The following is a 15,783-nucleotide window of genomic DNA, read 5'->3' on the forward strand; positions in this document are numbered from 1 at the left end:
CGGGTGTCCCCGCCCCGGGGGGTCGGCCGGCGCCAACCTAGGCGCGGCACGGGTGGCGCGGCAGGAGGTTCGGCGATCATTTACCCGTTCAGACCACCGTGAGGTTCAGACCACCCGGCGGACGGTCGTGAAGTGACAGGCGACCTCGTGGTCGACGGGCCCCGTGGCGTCGGTGTGCCGCTCCAGCACCGGGTCGACCTCCACACACCGCCTCCGGTCCTTCTCGGACAACCCGGCGTGCAGGAAGCACCGGGTCCGGAAGCGACAGCCCGACGGCGGGTCGGCCGGACTGGGCAGGTCGCCGGCGAGGATGATCCGTTCCCTGCGGCGCTCCCGCTCCGGGTCCGGGATCGGGATCGCGGACAACAGGGCCTGGGTGTAGGGGTGGCCCGGGGTGTCGAAGACCGCGTCCACCGCGCCGATCTCGACGATCCTGCCCAGGTACATCACGGCGACGCGGTCGGCGATGTGCCGCACCACCGACAGGTCGTGGGCGACGAACAGGTAGGCCAGGCCCAGCTCGGCCCTCAGCTCGTCGAGCAGGTTGATGACGCCGGCCTGGATGGAGACGTCCAGCGCGGACACCGGCTCGTCCAACACGACCAGCCGGGGTTCCAGCGCCAGCGCCCGCGCGATCCCGATCCGTTGGCGCTGGCCGCCCGAGAACTCGGCGGGGTAGCGCTCGGCGTGCTCGGGGCGCAGGCCCACCAGCCGCAGCAGCTCCGGCACCCGCCGGGCGATGCTCCGCCGGTCGTGGCCGTGGACCCGCAGCGGCTCGGCGAGGATGTCGCCGACCGGCATCCGGGGGTCCAGCGAGGCCATCGGGTCCTGGAACACCACCTGGAGGTCCGCCCGGACGGCCTTGCGCGCCTTCCTGTCCAAAGTGGACACGTCCTTGCCGAGGACGGTGACGCTGCCGCCCATGGGCGGCTCAAGGCCGAGGATCTCCAGCAGCGTCGTGGTCTTGCCGCAGCCGGACTCGCCGACCAGGCCCAGCGTCTCGCCCTCCCGGATGTCGAAGCTGACGCCGTCCACCGCCCGCACCGTGCCCACCCGACGCCGGAACAGCGTCCCCCTGGTGAGCGGGAAGTGCTTGACGAGGTCGCGCACGTCGAGCACGGTCGTGCGCTCGGCGCGGGGAACCCGGGCGATCTCCGGCTCGGGCACCTCGGCCTCGACCTCGTAGACCTCCTCCGGTGTCGCGTCGACGCGGGCGATCTCGCCCATCCGGACGCACGCCGCGCGGTGCGGGGTCGGGGCGGCAGCCTCGGCGTCGGGCACCGGGACCAGCGCCGGCTCCTCCGCCGTGCACTCCGGGGCCGCCATGGGGCAGCGCGGGGCGAACGGGCAGCCCGGCGGCAGGTCCACCAGGGAGGGCGGCTGCCCCTCGATCGGCACCAGCGGCTGCCGGCCCGTCGCGTCGAGCCGGGGCAGCGCCCCGAGCAGGCCCAGGGTGTAGGGCATGCGGGGGTGCCGGTAGATCTCGTCGACCGAACCGGTCTCCACCGCCCTGCCCGCGTACATGACCATCAGCCGGTCCGCGAAGCCCGCGACCACGCCCAGGTCGTGGGTGATGAGCACGATCGCCGCGCCCGTCACCTCCTGCGCGGTCTTGAGGACCTCCAGCACCTGCGCCTGCACCGTGACGTCCAACGCCGTGGTCGGCTCGTCGGCGATGATCAGGTCGGGGTCGTTGGCGATCGCCATCGCGATCACCACCCGCTGCCGCATGCCGCCGGAGAACTCGTGCGGGAACGCCCTGGCCCGCTCCGCGGCGCGGGGGATGCCGACCAGGTCGAGCAGCTCGACCGCGCGGCGGGCCGCCTCGGCCCGCGACACCCGGCCACGCCCGTGCACCAGCACGGCCTCGGCGACCTGCTCGCCCACCGTGTACACCGGGGTGAGCGCGGACAGCGGGTCCTGGAACACCATCGCGACCTGGTGGCCGCGGACGCGGGACAGCTCCACGTCGGACAGGCCGAGCAGCTCCCTGCCCCGGAACCGGATCGAGCCGGAGACGCGGGCGGTGTCCGGCAACAGGCCCATCACCGCCATCGACGACACCGACTTGCCGGAGCCGGACTCGCCGACGACGCCCAGCACCTCGCCGGCGTTCACGTGGTAGCTCAGGCCGCGCACGGCCCGCACCCGGCCGGCCTCGCTCGGGAAGGAGACCGTGAGGTCGCTGACCTCCAGCACGGGGCCGGTCGTCCCCGGCCCGTCGGGGTCGAGGAGGGTGTCGGCGGCGGTCATCCGGCGCTCCCGTCGTCGGTGCTCTGTGGACGGTGGCTCGATCCGATCGACGGGGTCGACGCGGACGGCGCGGTCGACGCGGACTGCGTGGTCGGCGCGGACTGCGTGGTCGGCGTGGTCGGCCCGGCGTCCACCCGGCGCCGCCGCCGTTCCCGCCGCCGTGCCCTGGTCGAGGTCGGGTCGAGGGCGTCCCGCAGCCCGTCGCCCACCCAGTTCACCGAGAGCACCGTCACGACCAGGAACCCGCCGGCGAACAGGAACAGCCACGGGAACGTGAGCGCGGACCGCGTCCCGGCCGCGATGAGCGTGCCCAGCGAGACGTCCGGCGGCTGCACGCCGAAGCCGAAGTAGCTCAGCCCCGTCTCGGCCAGCACCGCCGCGCCCACGTTGATCGTCGCGTCGATGATGAGCAGGGAGGCCATGTTGGGCACGATGTGCCGCACGATGATGCGCAGCGGCGACTGGCCCATGAACCGCGCGGCCTTGACGAACTCCCGCTCCCGCAACGTCATCGTCATGCCGCGCACGATGCGCGCGGTCATCATCCAGCCGAACAGGGCCAGCAGCACGACGAACAACAACCACGACCGCCCCCGGAAGGCCGGGCTGGCGATCGAGATGATCAGGAAGGACGGCAGCACGAGCAGCAGGTCGACCAGCCACATGAGAACGCGGTCCACCCACCCGCCGAAGTACCCGGCGGTCGCGCCGACCAGCGCGGCCATGGCCGTGGAGATCACCCCGACGAGCAGGCCGATGGTCAGCGACTTCTGGAGGCCGCGCATGGTCTGCGCGAAGACGTCCTCGCCGATCTGCGTGGTGCCGAACCAGTGGCTGCCGCCCGGTGGCCGCAGGAAGGCCGTGTAGTCCTGCTGCGCGTGGGTCCACGGCGCGAACATCGGGGAGGCGAACGCCAGCACGTAGAGCAGCGCGATCACGACCAGCCCCACCAGGGCCAGCCGGTTGCGCAGGAAGCGGCGGACGACCAGGCGGCTCCTGGTGAGCGCGCGGGTCGGCTCCACCGACGCGTCCACCGGTCCGCCGCCGGCCGCGCCGGACGTCCCCGCGGAGTCGGTGTCGTCGAGTGTCACGGACAAGGTTCCTCCCCCTCCCTCGGGCCCCTCAGACACGGACCCGGGGGTCCAGCGCCGCGTAGAGCACGTCGGACAGCCACCCGGAGACCAGGACCAGCACCGCGACGAACAGGGTGACGGTGGCGACGATGTTGGTGTCCTGCTGCTCCACCCCGTAGACGAGCCAGTCGCCCATGCCGAACCAGCCGAAGATCCGCTCGGTGAACACGCCACCGGTGATCAGGAGCCCGAAGCTGAACGCGAACAGGGTGGCCATCGGGATCAGCGCGGTGCGCAGGCCGTGCCGGAACAGCGCCCTGCGCCGCGTGAGGCCCTTCGCCTGCGCGGTGCGGAGGAAGTCGCTGCCCAGCACGTCGAGCATCGCGCTGCGTTGGTAGCGGCTGTAGAAGGCGATCTGGTGCAGCGCGATCGCCAGCGTCGGCAGCACGAGGTGCCGCAACCGGTCCAGCAGCGCGGCGGCCCAACCGCCCTGGAAGCTCGGGTCCGCCTCACCGGTGAAGTAGAGGACCGTGAAGCCGAACCCCTGGTTGAGCCGCAACGCGCCGAACTTGAGCAACGTTCCGATCAGGAAGACCGGTGTGGACAGGACCAGGAACGAGAACAGCGTCGCGAAGTAGTCGCCGAAGCGGTACTGCCGCACCGCGCTCACCACGCCCACCAGCACGCCGAGCGTGACGCCGAGGAGGGTGCCGATCAGGAACAGCCGCAGGCTCACGCCCACGCGCCGGCCCAGCTCGGCGGTGATCGGCTGGTCGGTGGCCGTGTTGCCGAAGTCCCCGCGCGCCACCCCGCTCATCCACGCGACGAAGCGCTGGGGGACGGGCTCGTCGAGGCGCAGGTCCCTGCGCTTGGCCTCGATCACGCTCGCCGGCGGGGGCGGGTTGCGCTCGTTGAGCTTGGCCAGCGGGTCGAAGGTCAGCGAGGCCAGGGTGAAGGCGAGGAACGTCGCGACCAGGCACAGCACGACGTAGTTGGCCAGTCGGCGCAGCAGGAAACCGGCCACGTTCCGCCACCTCCACGGTCCGTCTCGGCAGGTCGTCTACCAGCCGGAAGCACCCGCACCGCGGCCCGGCCCGCAGAATCACCCGGTGAGGTTAATGTCACACTCCGCATCCGACGGTAGGGCCGATCGGGGGGAAACGCGGCGCGGCCCGTGGAGGTCGCGGCGGCGTTCCCCTCCGGGGTCCCCGCCCCTCTCGGGTCGTCGGTGACCAGCGGGGGACCGGAGCTGTTGGACGCGGAGCGCGGTCGGCTGGGCACACACCGTATGCGACAAGTGGTGGCCGACGAACGTGGGCGTGTCGTCCGCCGGTTGGCGCAACCTCGTCGAACCACAGTGGACACACCGGCCGACCACTGTGGACAGCCGGGGAAAGCCGTGGCACCGTGGGAAAGGTGACCGAGCTGAACACGCTGAACGCCACCGCTGCGGCCCTGCTGGGCCTGCTGCACGAGGGTCCGATGACGGGCGGCCAGCTCGTGGCCGCGGCCACCGAGCGGTTCGGCGGCTTCTTCAGCGTCACCAGGAGCCAGGTGTACCGCGAGCTGCCCGCGCTGGCCGACGCCGGTCTGCTGCGCCTGGGCAAGCAGGGCCCGCGGTCGAGCCAGCAGTACGTGATCACGGCGGCCGGCAAGCGCGCCTTCAAGAACTGGCTGGCCGCCGAGCCGGGCCCCGACCAGCTCCGCAGCCCGCTCATCCTGCGGCTGGTGCACGCCGGGAGCCTGAGCCCGAAGCAGCGCGTGGCCCTGGTGGACTCCGCGCGGGCCGCCTACACCGCCAAGCTGGACGAGGCGAAGGCCGCCGCGAAGGCGCTGGAGGACCCGTACGCCAAGGCCGCGGCGGACTTCACCGTGGCGCACATCCGGGCCGTGCTGAAGCTGCTGGACGCCGTCAGCAAGTGAGTCGGCGGGCCCGCGCCGGACGTCGGTGAGCCGGTCGGACCCGGCGGGGGAGCGTCACGCGGTCCCCGTCGGGGCTGGTCCGCTCTCCTGGGGGTCCGGCTCCGCCGGGGTTCCCGGCGCGAGGGGCAGCGGCACTGTCGCCTTCGGACAGTCGTCGGCCGTTCTGGTCTCGGGAGGCCGGGTCGATCCGTTGTCGCGGGTCGGCCCGGCCTCCGCTGTGCGCGGGCTGCGTGGCTCTTCGTTCGTGGTTGTGTCCGGCGCGTCGTGGTTCGTGTCCGTTGCGCCTCGGCGTCCGCTCCGCTGGGGCGGACATGCCAGATTGGACCGTTGGTGAGGAGCTCACGCGAGCCGATCGCGTCTTGTTGTCGCCTGTGCCGTCCTGGGCCTTCGCCTCCGTGACGCCCTGACAGCTTTTCTTTGTCCTTCTGTCAGTGTTCCTGGCGCGGTTGGGGCTCGGAGTCCACGTCGACCGGTGCGGTGTGGTCAGTCGCGTTGGTCTGGGGGAGGGGCCTCGGTGTTCGACCTCGCGGGCTGGTTAGGCCGGGCCCGACTGTCCTGGGGCGACGGGCCGTGTCCATCCCTGTCCGTCTGAATCTGTCCTGTGTCTCGCATCTGTCTGTCTGCGTTGTGCGTGGTTGTTCGTGGCGTTGTCTCTGCTCGCTCGCACTGTCTCCCGGTGACTGTGGGCAACGCTCCGTGACTTTCCACGACTATCCACAGTCACCCGAATTCCTCCACAGGCGACGGGCGGTGGGCCGGCTCCGGCCTTGATCGGCGGTAGGGTGGAGCGGGGCTCGCCCCCCAGGGCGGGTGGGGGCTGACCTGGGTGAGGGGCGCGGGCCCGGTGGACCGGGTCGCCGGGCGCCGGCGGAGACGGGCGCGGGGCGCGCCCGCGGTCGTTGGTGCCATCCCCCGGTCAGGACTGGCGTGCCTCACGTACCCTTGGGTGTTGTGAACCCGGACGTCGCCGCCGACATCAAGGACCTCTCCGCCACGCTGGCCAGCGTCGAGGCGGTGATGGACCTCGCGAAGCTGCGCGCTGACGTCGAGGCGCTGGAGGCCGAGGCCGCCCGCCCCGACCTGTGGGACGACCAGGAGAACGCGCAGAAGGTCACCAGCCGGCTCTCCCACAAGCAGGGCGAGCTGCGCAGGGTGACCGAGCTGCGGCAGCGCCTCGACGACCTCGAGGTCATGTACGAGCTCGCCGAGGCCGAGGACGACGCCGACATGGTCGCCGAGGCCGACGCCGAGCAGGCCCGGCTCCGCGAGGAGATCTCCTCGCTGGAGGTCCGCACGCTGCTCTCCGGCGAGTACGACGAGCGCGAGGCGCTCGTCACGGTCCGCGCCGAAGCCGGTGGCGTGGACGCCGCCGACTTCGCCGAGATGCTCATGCGCATGTACCTGCGCTGGGCCGAGCGGCACGGCCACCCCGTGGAGGTCTACGACACCTCCTACGCGGAGGAGGCCGGCATCAAGTCCGCCACGTTCCGGGTCAAGGCGCCCTACGCCTACGGCACCCTGTCCGTGGAGCAGGGCACGCACCGGCTCGTCCGCATCTCGCCCTTCGACAACCAGGGCCGTCGCCAGACCTCGTTCGCCGGCGTCGAGGTGATCCCGGTCGTCGAGCAGTCCGACCACGTCGACATCGACGAGAAGGACCTGCGCGTCGACGTCTACCGCTCCTCCGGCCCCGGCGGCCAGGGCGTGAACACCACCGACTCGGCGGTGCGCATCACGCACATCCCGACCGGCATCGTCGTGTCCTGCCAGAACGAGCGCTCGCAGCTCCAGAACAAGGCGACCGCCATGGCCGTCCTCCAGGCGAAGCTGCTGGAGCGGCAGCGCCAGGAGGAGCAGGCCAAGATCGACGCCCTGAAGGGCGACGGCGGGTCGAGCTGGGGCAACCAGATGCGCTCCTACGTGCTGCACCCCTATCAGATGGTCAAGGACCTGCGCACCGAGCACGAGGTGGGCAACCCGACCGCGGTGCTCGACGGGGACATCGACGGCTTCCTGGAGGCCGGCATCCGCTGGCGCCGCCAGCTCCAGACCCAGGCCTGACCGACCCGGCCCTCCCGCGCGCCGCCGATCACGCTCCGTTCACTCAATCGTGAGTTTGGTGACGGAGGGAAACGGGCTGGTGACCGGACGCGTGCGGCGAAGTGGTCACAGGGCGATGACGTCTGTCCTGTCAACTTGACTCGGACGGGCGAGGCGGGGTCCTCCGTTCGGTCGCAGGTAGACTCGCGCCTCGTGATCCGGCTCGAACACGTCACCAAGGTCTACAAGACCTCGACGAGGCCCGCGTTGCAGGACGTCTCCGTGCGGGTCGACAAGGGCGAGTTCGTGTTCTTGATCGGTCCGTCCGGGTCCGGCAAGTCCACGTTCCTGCGCCTGCTGCTGCGCGAGGAGGTGCCCACCAAGGGCGTCGTCGAGGTCGCCGACTGGGACGTGGCCAAGCTGCCGCGCCGTCGCGTGCCGAAGCTGCGTCAACGCATCGGCTGCGTGTTCCAGGACTTCCGGCTCCTCCAGAACAAGACGGTCGCCGAGAACGTCGCCTTCGCCCTCGAGGTGATCGGCAAGCCCCGGCCCACCATCAGGAAGGTGGTGCCCGAGGTGCTGGAGCTGGTCGGGCTGGAGGGCAAGGCGGACCGGATGCCGCACGAGCTGTCCGGCGGCGAGCAGCAGCGGGTGGCCATCGCCCGCGCGTTCGTGAACCGGCCCCTGGTGCTGCTGGCCGACGAGCCGACCGGAAACCTGGACCCCGACACCAGCCAGGACATCATGCTGCTGCTGGAGCGGATCAACCGCACCGGCACGACCGTGCTGATGGCCACCCACGACCACTCCATCGTCGACTCGATGCGTCGCCGCGTGGTCGAGCTCCAGCTCGGCAAGGTCATCCGCGACGACAGCCGCGGCGTGTACGGCGTCGGTCGCTGACGTCGAGGCCCCCGAGAGCGTCCCCCGCCCCCGACCCCCTGAGGAACCCTCCCCCGATGCGCGCCAGTTTCGTGTTCAGCGAGGTCATCACCGGCCTGCGCCGGAACGTGACGATGACCATCGCGATGATCCTGACGACCGCGATCTCGCTGGGCCTGCTCGGCGGTGGCCTGCTCGTCGTCCGGCTGATCGACAAGATGGACGACCGCTACCGGGACAAGGTCGAGGTGTCGGTCTACCTCAACAACGACGTCAGCGCGAACGACAAGACCTGCGCGAAGGACCCGTGCTCGGGCCTGCGCAGGGCGCTCCAGGGCAACTCCAACGTCGAGGCGGTCGAGTTCGAGAGCCGCGACGCCGCCTACGACCGGTTCAAGCGGATCTTCGAGGGCAACCCCGAGCTGGTCGAGCTGGCCCGTCCGGAGGCGCTGCCCGCCTCGTTCCGGGTCAAGCTGAAGGACACCCAGCGCTTCGACGCCCTCAGCCAGGAGTTCTCCGGCAAGCCGGGCGTGCAGCGCGTCGTCGACCAGGGCGAGTTCCTCAAGCGCCTGTTCAGCGTGCTGACCGGCGTCCGCAACGCCACGTTCGTGATCGCCCTGGTCCAGGCGCTCGCCGCGCTGCTGCTGATCTCCAACACGATCCAGCTCTCCGCGTTCACCCGACGGACCGAGGTCGGCATCATGCGGCTGGTCGGCGCGACACGGTGGTACACCCAGCTCCCGTTCCTCATCGAGGCGGTGGTCGCGGGCCTCATCGGCGCCGTGCTCGCCGTGGGCGGGCTCTTCCTCGGCAAGGCCACCTTCCTCGACAAGGTGCTGGAGGCGCCCATCCAGGCGGGCATCGTGCCCAAGCTGGGCATGGCGGACGTGGCCTACGTGTCCCCGATCCTGATCCTGGTCGCCATGGTCGTCTCGGCCATCACCGGGTACGTCACGCTGCGCCTCTACGTGCGGCTCTGAGTCGCGCGTCGGGATGAAAACCGCTGGTCGAAGCACGTAGAGTCGGTGGCATGGTCAGGGAACGCGGGCACAAGGTGATCGTGACGAACCGCAAGGCGCGTCACGACTACGCGGTGCTGGACACCTACGAGGCCGGCGTCGTGCTGGTCGGCACCGAGGTGAAGAGCCTGCGCGCCGGGCGTGCCTCCCTGGTCGACGCGTTCGCCACCGTCGACGACGGCGAGGTGTGGCTGCGCGGCGTGCACATCCCCGAGTACGACCAGGGCACGTGGACCAACCACGAGCCCCGGCGCAACCGCAAGCTGCTGCTGCACCGCAACGAGATCCTGCGGCTGATCGGCAAGACCAAGGAGTCCGGGCTCAGCCTGGTCCCGCTGTCGATGTACTTCAAGGACGGCAAGGTCAAGGTCGAGCTGGCGCTGGCCAAGGGCAAGAAGTCCTACGACAAGCGCCAGGACCTGGCCAGGCGGGACGCGCAGCGGTACATGGCCAGGGCGGTCGGCAGGGCGGCCAAGGGCCGGCGCTGATCAGCGCCGGCGCTCGGCCGCCCGCCGGCTCACCAGGGCCACCCCGGCGGCCACGGCGGCCACCCAGACCAGGGGACCCTCGACGAGTTCGGCCGTGAGGCCCGGCGCGGTCGCCGGCGCGAAGCCCCCGACGGTCAGGCCGAGCAGGCCGGCGGCGACCAGACCGGCGCCGGCGGCGACCGGCCACGTCCGGGTCTCCGGCGTGAACGGGCGCTCCTGCTCGAACCGGGCGAACAGCGACAACAGCGGGCGCAGCGTGATTGCCAGCAGCACCAGCCACGGCACCAGCCCCACCACCCAGCCGAGGCTGCCCGGGGTGGGCGTCGCGACACCGAAGCCCAGCACGAGCACGCCGGCGACCAGCGTCAACGCCGTCATGTGCCACAGGTAGACCGTCATCATGCGGGGAGCGGCCCAGCGGAGCGCGGTGGCGACGGGCCGACGGGCAACGAGCGCGAGCAGGGCGGGACGCGCCAGCGCGACGAGGCCGAGCTGGCCGACGGTCAGCGCGAGCAGGCAGGCGGTGGGCGGGCTCATGTTGGACGTCGCGGCCCCGGGCAGTCCGATCATGCTCGTCGGGTAGGGGCCGAACGCCACCATCAGCGCCAGGAGCCCGTAACCGGCGCCGGCGAGCAGCAGGCCCTGCCGGGCCGTCGGGACGACCGGCTCCCGCCGGGAGCCGTAGGCGATACCGACCTGGTGGACGGCGCCCCACACCAGCAGGACGTTGGCGAACCCGATCTCGGGCGGGAAGCCGCCGAACTGGAGGCTGTCGACGACCAGCGCGCCACCGCAGAGGGCGAGCAGCACCGAGAGCCCCGACCGGTCGTGCCAGCGGACGGCCCACGGGGTCAACGCCACCGCGCCCAGGTAGGCGGCCAGGAACCACAGCAACTGCGGGACGATGCCGGCGGCCAACCGGACCGGCTGCTCCGGCGCGCCCAGCGCCAGCAGCAGGTGGGGGAGCGGGACCCACACCGCGGCCAGGGGGAGCACCGGCAGGGCGAGCCGGCGCACCCGTCGGGACAGCCACTCCGCGGGGTTGCCGCCCTTGGCAAGGTGACGGCGGTAGGACAGGGCGTTGGCCGCGCCACCCGCGAGGAAGACGAGGGGCATGACCTGGGTGATCCAGGTCAGCGCCCACCACCCCGGGCTGGTCAGCGCGTTGCCGGCCGTGAGTTCGCGGCCGTCGAAGGCGAGGACGGGCAGCAGCCAGTGCTGGATCACCACGAGAGCCAGCGCGCCGGTGCGCAGGACGTCGATCAGGGGATCGCGCGCGGTCGTCCGGAGGGCTGTTGTCCGGGCGGCGGTGGGCTGGGGTCTCGGGATCGTGGCGAGCACGGTGCGCACTCCTCGGGGCGGGGTCTCGACACCCACAACCCTGTCGAGGAAGTGATCTCGAAACACGCCCGCTGGCGCCCGTTTTCGCTGGTGAGCCTGCCTCTCCTCGGAGGGTGGAGCGAACCCCGGTCTCGGGGTGGAGCCAGCCCCACCCCGAGACGCGCGAACGGGCTAGGGGACGGCCTCAGGGACGGGAGCCGGGGGCGTGAGGAGGAGAGGGCCGGTGCCGCACTTGTGACACGGCGGGGGTGACACCCCGGGGTGTGATGCCGAGGTCAAGCTGGATGCGTGCGGGAGCGGTGGGGTGCTGGGGCGGGAGCGCCTATGGGGGTGCTGGTCTGGTGTCTGGCTGCACGAACGAGCGAAACACGGGTCGGCGCAACGTGAAGTGGCGAGCCCTGTGAGGTGAATGGTGAGCCTCGCCGGGTGAATCGCGAGCCGCGCGAGGGGGTGCGCGGGCGAGTTATCCACAGGTGCCTGAGTTATCCACAGCGGAGCGTGATGCTGTTGGACGCTCCGTGGTTGGCGGATAGGCTGGAGCAGGGCTCGCCCCCCAGGGCGGGTGGGGGCTGACCTGAGGGTGTGGGGGAGAGAAGAGGGGACGCGGGGCGTCCTAGCTGTGGCTGAGGTAGGTGAGGACCGCCCGCACCCTGCGGTGCTCGTCGGAGGTCGGCTCCAGGCCCAGCTTGGCGAAGATGTTGCCGATGTGCTTCTCCACCGCGCCGTCCGAGACGACCAGCCCCCTGGCGATCGCCGCGTTGGAGCGCCCCTCGGCCATCAGCCCCAGCACCTCCAACTCGCGCGGGGTCAACGCGTCCAGCGGGTTGCGACGCCGGCCCAGGAGCTGCGAGATCACCTCGGGGTCGATCGACGTGCCGCCGTCCGCCACCCGCTGCACCGCGTCGACGAAGTCCGCCACGTCGGCCACCCGCTCCTTGAGCAGGTAGCCCACCCCGGACGCGCCGGAGCCGATCAGCTCGACGGCGTAGCGCTCCTCCACGTACTGCGACAGCACCAGCACGGCGGTCTCGGGGAACCGCTGCCGGGCCTCCAGCGCCGCCCTCAGCCCCTCGTCCCGGAACGTCGGCGGCATCCGCACGTCGACGATCGCCAGGTCGGGTCGGTGCTCGTCCACGGCCTCCAACAGGCCGGGACCGTCGCCGACGGCGGCGACGGTCTCGATCCCCTCGTCGGCCAGCAGTCTCTCGACGCCGGCCCGCAGGAGGACGGAGTCCTCCGCGATCACCACACGCAAGGCAGCTCCGCGCGGATCTTGGTCGGCCCGCCCGGCGGGCTGTCCACGGTCACGACGCCGTCAATCGTCGCAGCCCGGTCGGCCAGCCCGGCAAGCCCCCCTCCCGGCCGCACCGAGGCCCCGCCCCGCCCGTCGTCGAAGATCTCCACGTAGACCCTGGTCCCGGTGCCGAGCACGGTGACCGCCGCCGCGGTGGCCTCCGCGTACTTCGCCACGTTGGTCAGCGCCTCGGCCACGGTGAAGTACGCGATGCTCTCCACCGCCGCGGGCGGGCGTTGCGGCAGCTCGACCGTGACGTGCACCGGCACGGGGCAGCGCGCGGCCAACGGGGACAACGCCGCGTCCAGGCCCCGGTCGGTCAGGATCGCGGGGTAGATGCCCCTGGCGAGGTCGCGCAGCTCCGCGATGGCCTGCTTCGCCTCGACGTGCGCCTCCTCGATCAGCTCGCGCGCCCCCTCCGGGTCCTTGTCCAGCTTCGCCTTGGCCCTGCCCAGGTCCATCGCCAGCGCCACCAGCCGCTGCTGCGCGCCGTCGTGCAGGTCGCGCTCGATCCGTCGCCGCTCCGCCTCGGCGGCGTCCACGCCCCTGGCCCGGCTGGCCTGGAGGTGCTCCGCCCTGGCCGCCAGCTCGGCCGCCCTGGTCGGCCGCAGCAACGCCGTGGCCACGCCCACGTGCGCGGACAGCGCCTTGCGGGCCAGGTAGCCGGTGAGCAGCAGCAGCGCCACGCCGAGCAGGGACCACGGCAGGGCCTCGGCCGTCGAGTCCACGTAGACGGCCCCGAAGTCCTGTCCGAAGTAGAAGAGCTGGGCGGACCCGCCGGGCAGGAACCGGAACCACACCGGCAGGGTCAGGAAGGCCAGCGACAGCGCCGACAGGGTGAAGAAGGCGACGAACTCGATCATTCCCAGCGGGAACAGCAGGAACAGGTAGCCCAGGTCCCGCCAGGTGGCCGGATCGGCGCCGAGGCCGCGCAACTTCGTCAGCAGGCCACCCTCCGGCGCCGGTCGGTAGGGCGACGGGACGCTCACCCCCAGCCGCCGCAGCCGGGCCCGCTCCAACCGCGCGGCGCCCCGCCAGATGCCCATGGTCACGAAGAGCAGCGGCACCCCGACCCAGATGATCGTCGTCCCCAGGCCCAGCACGATCAGCGGCAGGAGCAGCACGAACCAGAACAACCCGACAGGGAAGTTGATCAACAGGTGGGCGATCGCCGTGAGCGCGCCCGGCCGGCGCTCCGTTCGCGCCGTCGTGTCGTCGGTCATGACCCCCGTGGTCCTCCCCGCTCGTGTGCTGACCGGCTCAGCATCCCCGGCGGGGCGCGGCCCGGACCATCGTGCACGCTGCCGACCTCGGGGTGGGGTTGTCCCCACCACGTGCGGGACCGGAGGCGACCGAGGTGACGAACCCCACCTCGGGTGCCGGTTGGCTGGGCTCCCGGCCGGGAAGGTTCGCCGGGGCGTCGGCGTTGTGCCCGCCGGCGGCACGGGCGGACGTCGCCCGACCCGGAGTCACCCCGGAAAGGGAATGATCTGGGCGGGGGCAGACGTTATGCTGGTGTCCGATCCACGACAGGGGGGTGAACGGTTTCGACTCCGGACGTTGAGTCAGGGGAAGCGTGCCGGTGCAGGCAGGAGACCACCGCAAGCGTCGCTGCACAACCAATAAGCGCCAACAAGAGTCGCGCTGACTTCGCCCTCGCCGCCTGAGGTTAGGTAGCGAAGTTGTCGGCCCGGGAAAGCCTCCGACCCGGTGTCCGGCATCATTGAGGAGGCTCCACCGCCAGGTTCGGTCGCGGGACCTGGCGGGACACTCACAGCGACTGGGCCCGTCACACCGGCTTGTCCGCGAGACCGGTGGGGCCGAGTAGAGGCACAGCGGACTGCGCACGGAGAAGCCCTGATGAGGCGACGGAGGACGCGGGTTCGATTCCCGCCACCTCCACGGGCGACGGGCGACCCTGTCCACGGAAAGCGTGGACCTGGGTCGCCCGTCGCATTTTGGGGGGGGGCCGAGCCCCCCCAGACCCCCCACGGTGCGAGCTCCTCACGACCCAGCCTCCTCACCTACCACCTCACCAGCGCCCCTTCTCCCCTCGCGTTGGGCTTCGCCCCGCACCTCTGTCACGTCACCTCTGTCACATGACTGGGTCTTCGGGCTTCGCCCTCGACCTCACGACCCCCACGACACGGGCCCTGGTCGACACCGCAGGCAGGGACACCGCCTTCTGCCTCTGTTACACGCAGGGGTGTCTTCGGGCTTCGCCCTCGACCCTTACCCGGCTGGTCACCTGCTGGTGCTGGTTGCGGTCCCCGGCTTGGCGTCTTGTCCTTGCTCACGAGCCTGGTCTTCGGGCTTCGTCCTCGACCCCACGACCCTGATGACGGCCGGGCCCTGGTTAATACCGCAGGCCGGGAGAACGCCTTCTGCCTCTGTTGCACGCAGGGGTGTCTTCGGGCTTCGCCCTCGACCCCTACCCCGGCTGGTCACCTGCTGGTGCTGGTTGCGGTCCCCGGCTTGCCGCCTTGTCCCTGCTCACGAGTCGGGTCTTTGGGCTTCGTCCCTCGACCGCGCGTCACGCCGGCTCACCTGCGGTGCTCTCCATCGGGATCTCGGGTTTTGCCCTCGACCCCACGACCTCCACGACACGGGCCTTGGTCGACACCGCAGGCAGGGAGACGGCCTTCGGTCTCTTGGCCGGAGATCTTCGGGGGTGCCTTGAGCTGGGCCGCGCGGGCCGCTGACCTGGTGGGCGTTGGTTGCCGCGACAGGCGTGGCACTTCGCCTCTGCCTGTTCATTGGGAGGTCTTCGGGCTTCGTCCTCGACCTCGCCTCCCAGCCCGGCTGCTCACCTGCTGGGCTCTTCATCGGGGGCCTTTCGGTTTCGTCCCTCAACCCTGGGCCGCCTCAGCCGCTCGCCTGGCGGGCGCTGGTTGCCGTACCTCGGCTTGGGCACGTTGCCCCTGCTCTTCAGTGGGGTCTTCGGGCTTCGCCCTCGACCTCACGACGCCCACGACAGCCGGTCCTGGTCGACACCGCAGGCAGGGAGACGGCCTTCTGCCTCTTGGCCGGAGATCTTCGGGGGGGCCTTCGAGCTGGGCCGCGCGGGCCGCTGACCTGGTGGGCGTTGGTTGCCATGACCGGTCTGGTACCTCACCTTGGCTTCTTTGCCGTGGGTCTGGCTTTGCCCTTGCCCTGGGCTATGCCCGCCACTTACCTGTTGTGCCCTGGTTGCCGCGACAGGGGTGGTACCTCGCTCCTGGCTGTAGATCGTGGGCGCCTTCGGGCTTCGCCCTTGACCCCCGGACCGCCTCAGCCGGCCTCCTCGCGGGCGCTGGTTGGGATGACAGATGGCACCTGGCCCTGGCTCTTCGCCACGGGTCTTTTGGCTCTGCCCTCGGCCTCCGTGCGACGTCCGCCGCCTTCACGTGTCGGGCCTGGTTGCCGCGACAGGCATGAGGACCACCCCTTGCCTCGTCATCAGGGGCATCGGACTTCTTCCTCGACCCCAC

General features: G+C 71.3%; 11 protein-coding genes and 1 other RNA gene. 6 read left to right on the forward strand and 6 right to left on the reverse strand.

Features of this window, described 5'->3' with window-relative positions; translation table 11 throughout:
- Positions 1–105: 105 nt before the first annotated feature.
- From LX15_RS16785 to LX15_RS16795, 3 genes are read right to left on the reverse strand one after another with little or no spacing between them, the layout of a single operon-like run.
- On the reverse strand, positions 106–2,253 hold the full coding sequence (locus tag LX15_RS16785; RefSeq protein WP_253670534.1) for an ABC transporter ATP-binding protein: 2,148 nt from the start codon (positions 2,251–2,253) through the stop codon (positions 106–108).
- A complete protein-coding gene (locus LX15_RS16790; protein ID WP_253670535.1) occupies positions 2,250–3,344 on the reverse strand; it encodes an ABC transporter permease in 1,095 nt (364 codons plus the stop codon). The genes LX15_RS16785 and LX15_RS16790 overlap by 4 nt, the downstream gene beginning before the upstream one ends.
- Before the next feature lie 31 nt (positions 3,345–3,375).
- Positions 3,376–4,350, reverse strand: coding sequence for an ABC transporter permease (locus LX15_RS16795; protein ID WP_253670536.1), 975 nt, complete (start codon positions 4,348–4,350; stop codon positions 3,376–3,378).
- A 401-nt stretch (positions 4,351–4,751) separates the two neighbouring features.
- Between LX15_RS16795 and LX15_RS16800 the strand changes: the two genes are divergently transcribed.
- The 5 genes from LX15_RS16800 (at position 4,752) to smpB (ending at position 9,678) form a co-directional block, all read left to right on the forward strand.
- Positions 4,752–5,249 (forward strand): PadR family transcriptional regulator, encoded by a 498-nt coding sequence (locus LX15_RS16800; RefSeq protein WP_253670554.1) that lies wholly within the window; start codon positions 4,752–4,754, stop codon positions 5,247–5,249.
- 951 nt (positions 5,250–6,200) lie between these two features.
- On the forward strand, positions 6,201–7,310 hold the full coding sequence (gene prfB, locus LX15_RS16805; protein ID WP_253670537.1) for a peptide chain release factor 2: 1,110 nt from the start codon (positions 6,201–6,203) through the stop codon (positions 7,308–7,310).
- A 192-nt stretch (positions 7,311–7,502) separates the two neighbouring features.
- Complete coding sequence (gene ftsE, locus LX15_RS16810) at positions 7,503–8,192, forward strand: cell division ATP-binding protein FtsE (protein ID WP_253670538.1); 690 nt, start codon at positions 7,503–7,505, stop codon at positions 8,190–8,192.
- Between the two features lie 56 nt (positions 8,193–8,248).
- Positions 8,249–9,151: a permease-like cell division protein FtsX gene (gene ftsX / locus LX15_RS16815; protein WP_253670539.1), complete on the forward strand. Its 903-nt coding sequence runs from the start codon at positions 8,249–8,251 to the stop codon at positions 9,149–9,151.
- A gap of 50 nt (positions 9,152–9,201) precedes the next feature.
- Positions 9,202–9,678, forward strand: a complete 477-nt coding sequence (smpB, locus tag LX15_RS16820) for an SsrA-binding protein SmpB (protein ID WP_253670540.1) — start codon at positions 9,202–9,204, stop codon at positions 9,676–9,678.
- On the opposite strand, the gene LX15_RS16825 is transcribed toward smpB, so the two are convergent.
- The 3 genes from LX15_RS16825 to LX15_RS16835 form a co-directional block, all read right to left on the reverse strand.
- Positions 9,679–11,019 carry an acyltransferase family protein gene (locus LX15_RS16825; protein WP_253670541.1) on the reverse strand — a complete coding sequence of 447 codons (1,341 nt, stop codon included), beginning with the start codon at positions 11,017–11,019 and terminating at the stop codon, positions 9,679–9,681.
- Between the two features lie 613 nt (positions 11,020–11,632).
- On the reverse strand, positions 11,633–12,274 hold the full coding sequence (locus LX15_RS16830) for a response regulator (RefSeq protein WP_253670542.1): 642 nt from the start codon (positions 12,272–12,274) through the stop codon (positions 11,633–11,635).
- A complete protein-coding gene (locus tag LX15_RS16835) occupies positions 12,262–13,536 on the reverse strand; it encodes a sensor histidine kinase (protein WP_253670543.1) in 1,275 nt (424 codons plus the stop codon). Before LX15_RS16835 ends, LX15_RS16830 begins: the two co-directional genes overlap by 13 nt.
- 310 nt (positions 13,537–13,846) lie before the next feature.
- Between LX15_RS16835 and ssrA the strand changes: the two genes are divergently transcribed.
- Positions 13,847–14,218, forward strand: a transfer-messenger RNA (tmRNA) gene (ssrA, locus tag LX15_RS16840).
- Positions 14,219–15,783: the final 1,565 nt, after the last annotated feature.

The organism is Streptoalloteichus tenebrarius (assembly GCF_024171885.1).
Taxonomy (GTDB): Bacteria; Actinomycetota; Actinomycetes; order Mycobacteriales; family Pseudonocardiaceae; genus Streptoalloteichus; species Streptoalloteichus tenebrarius.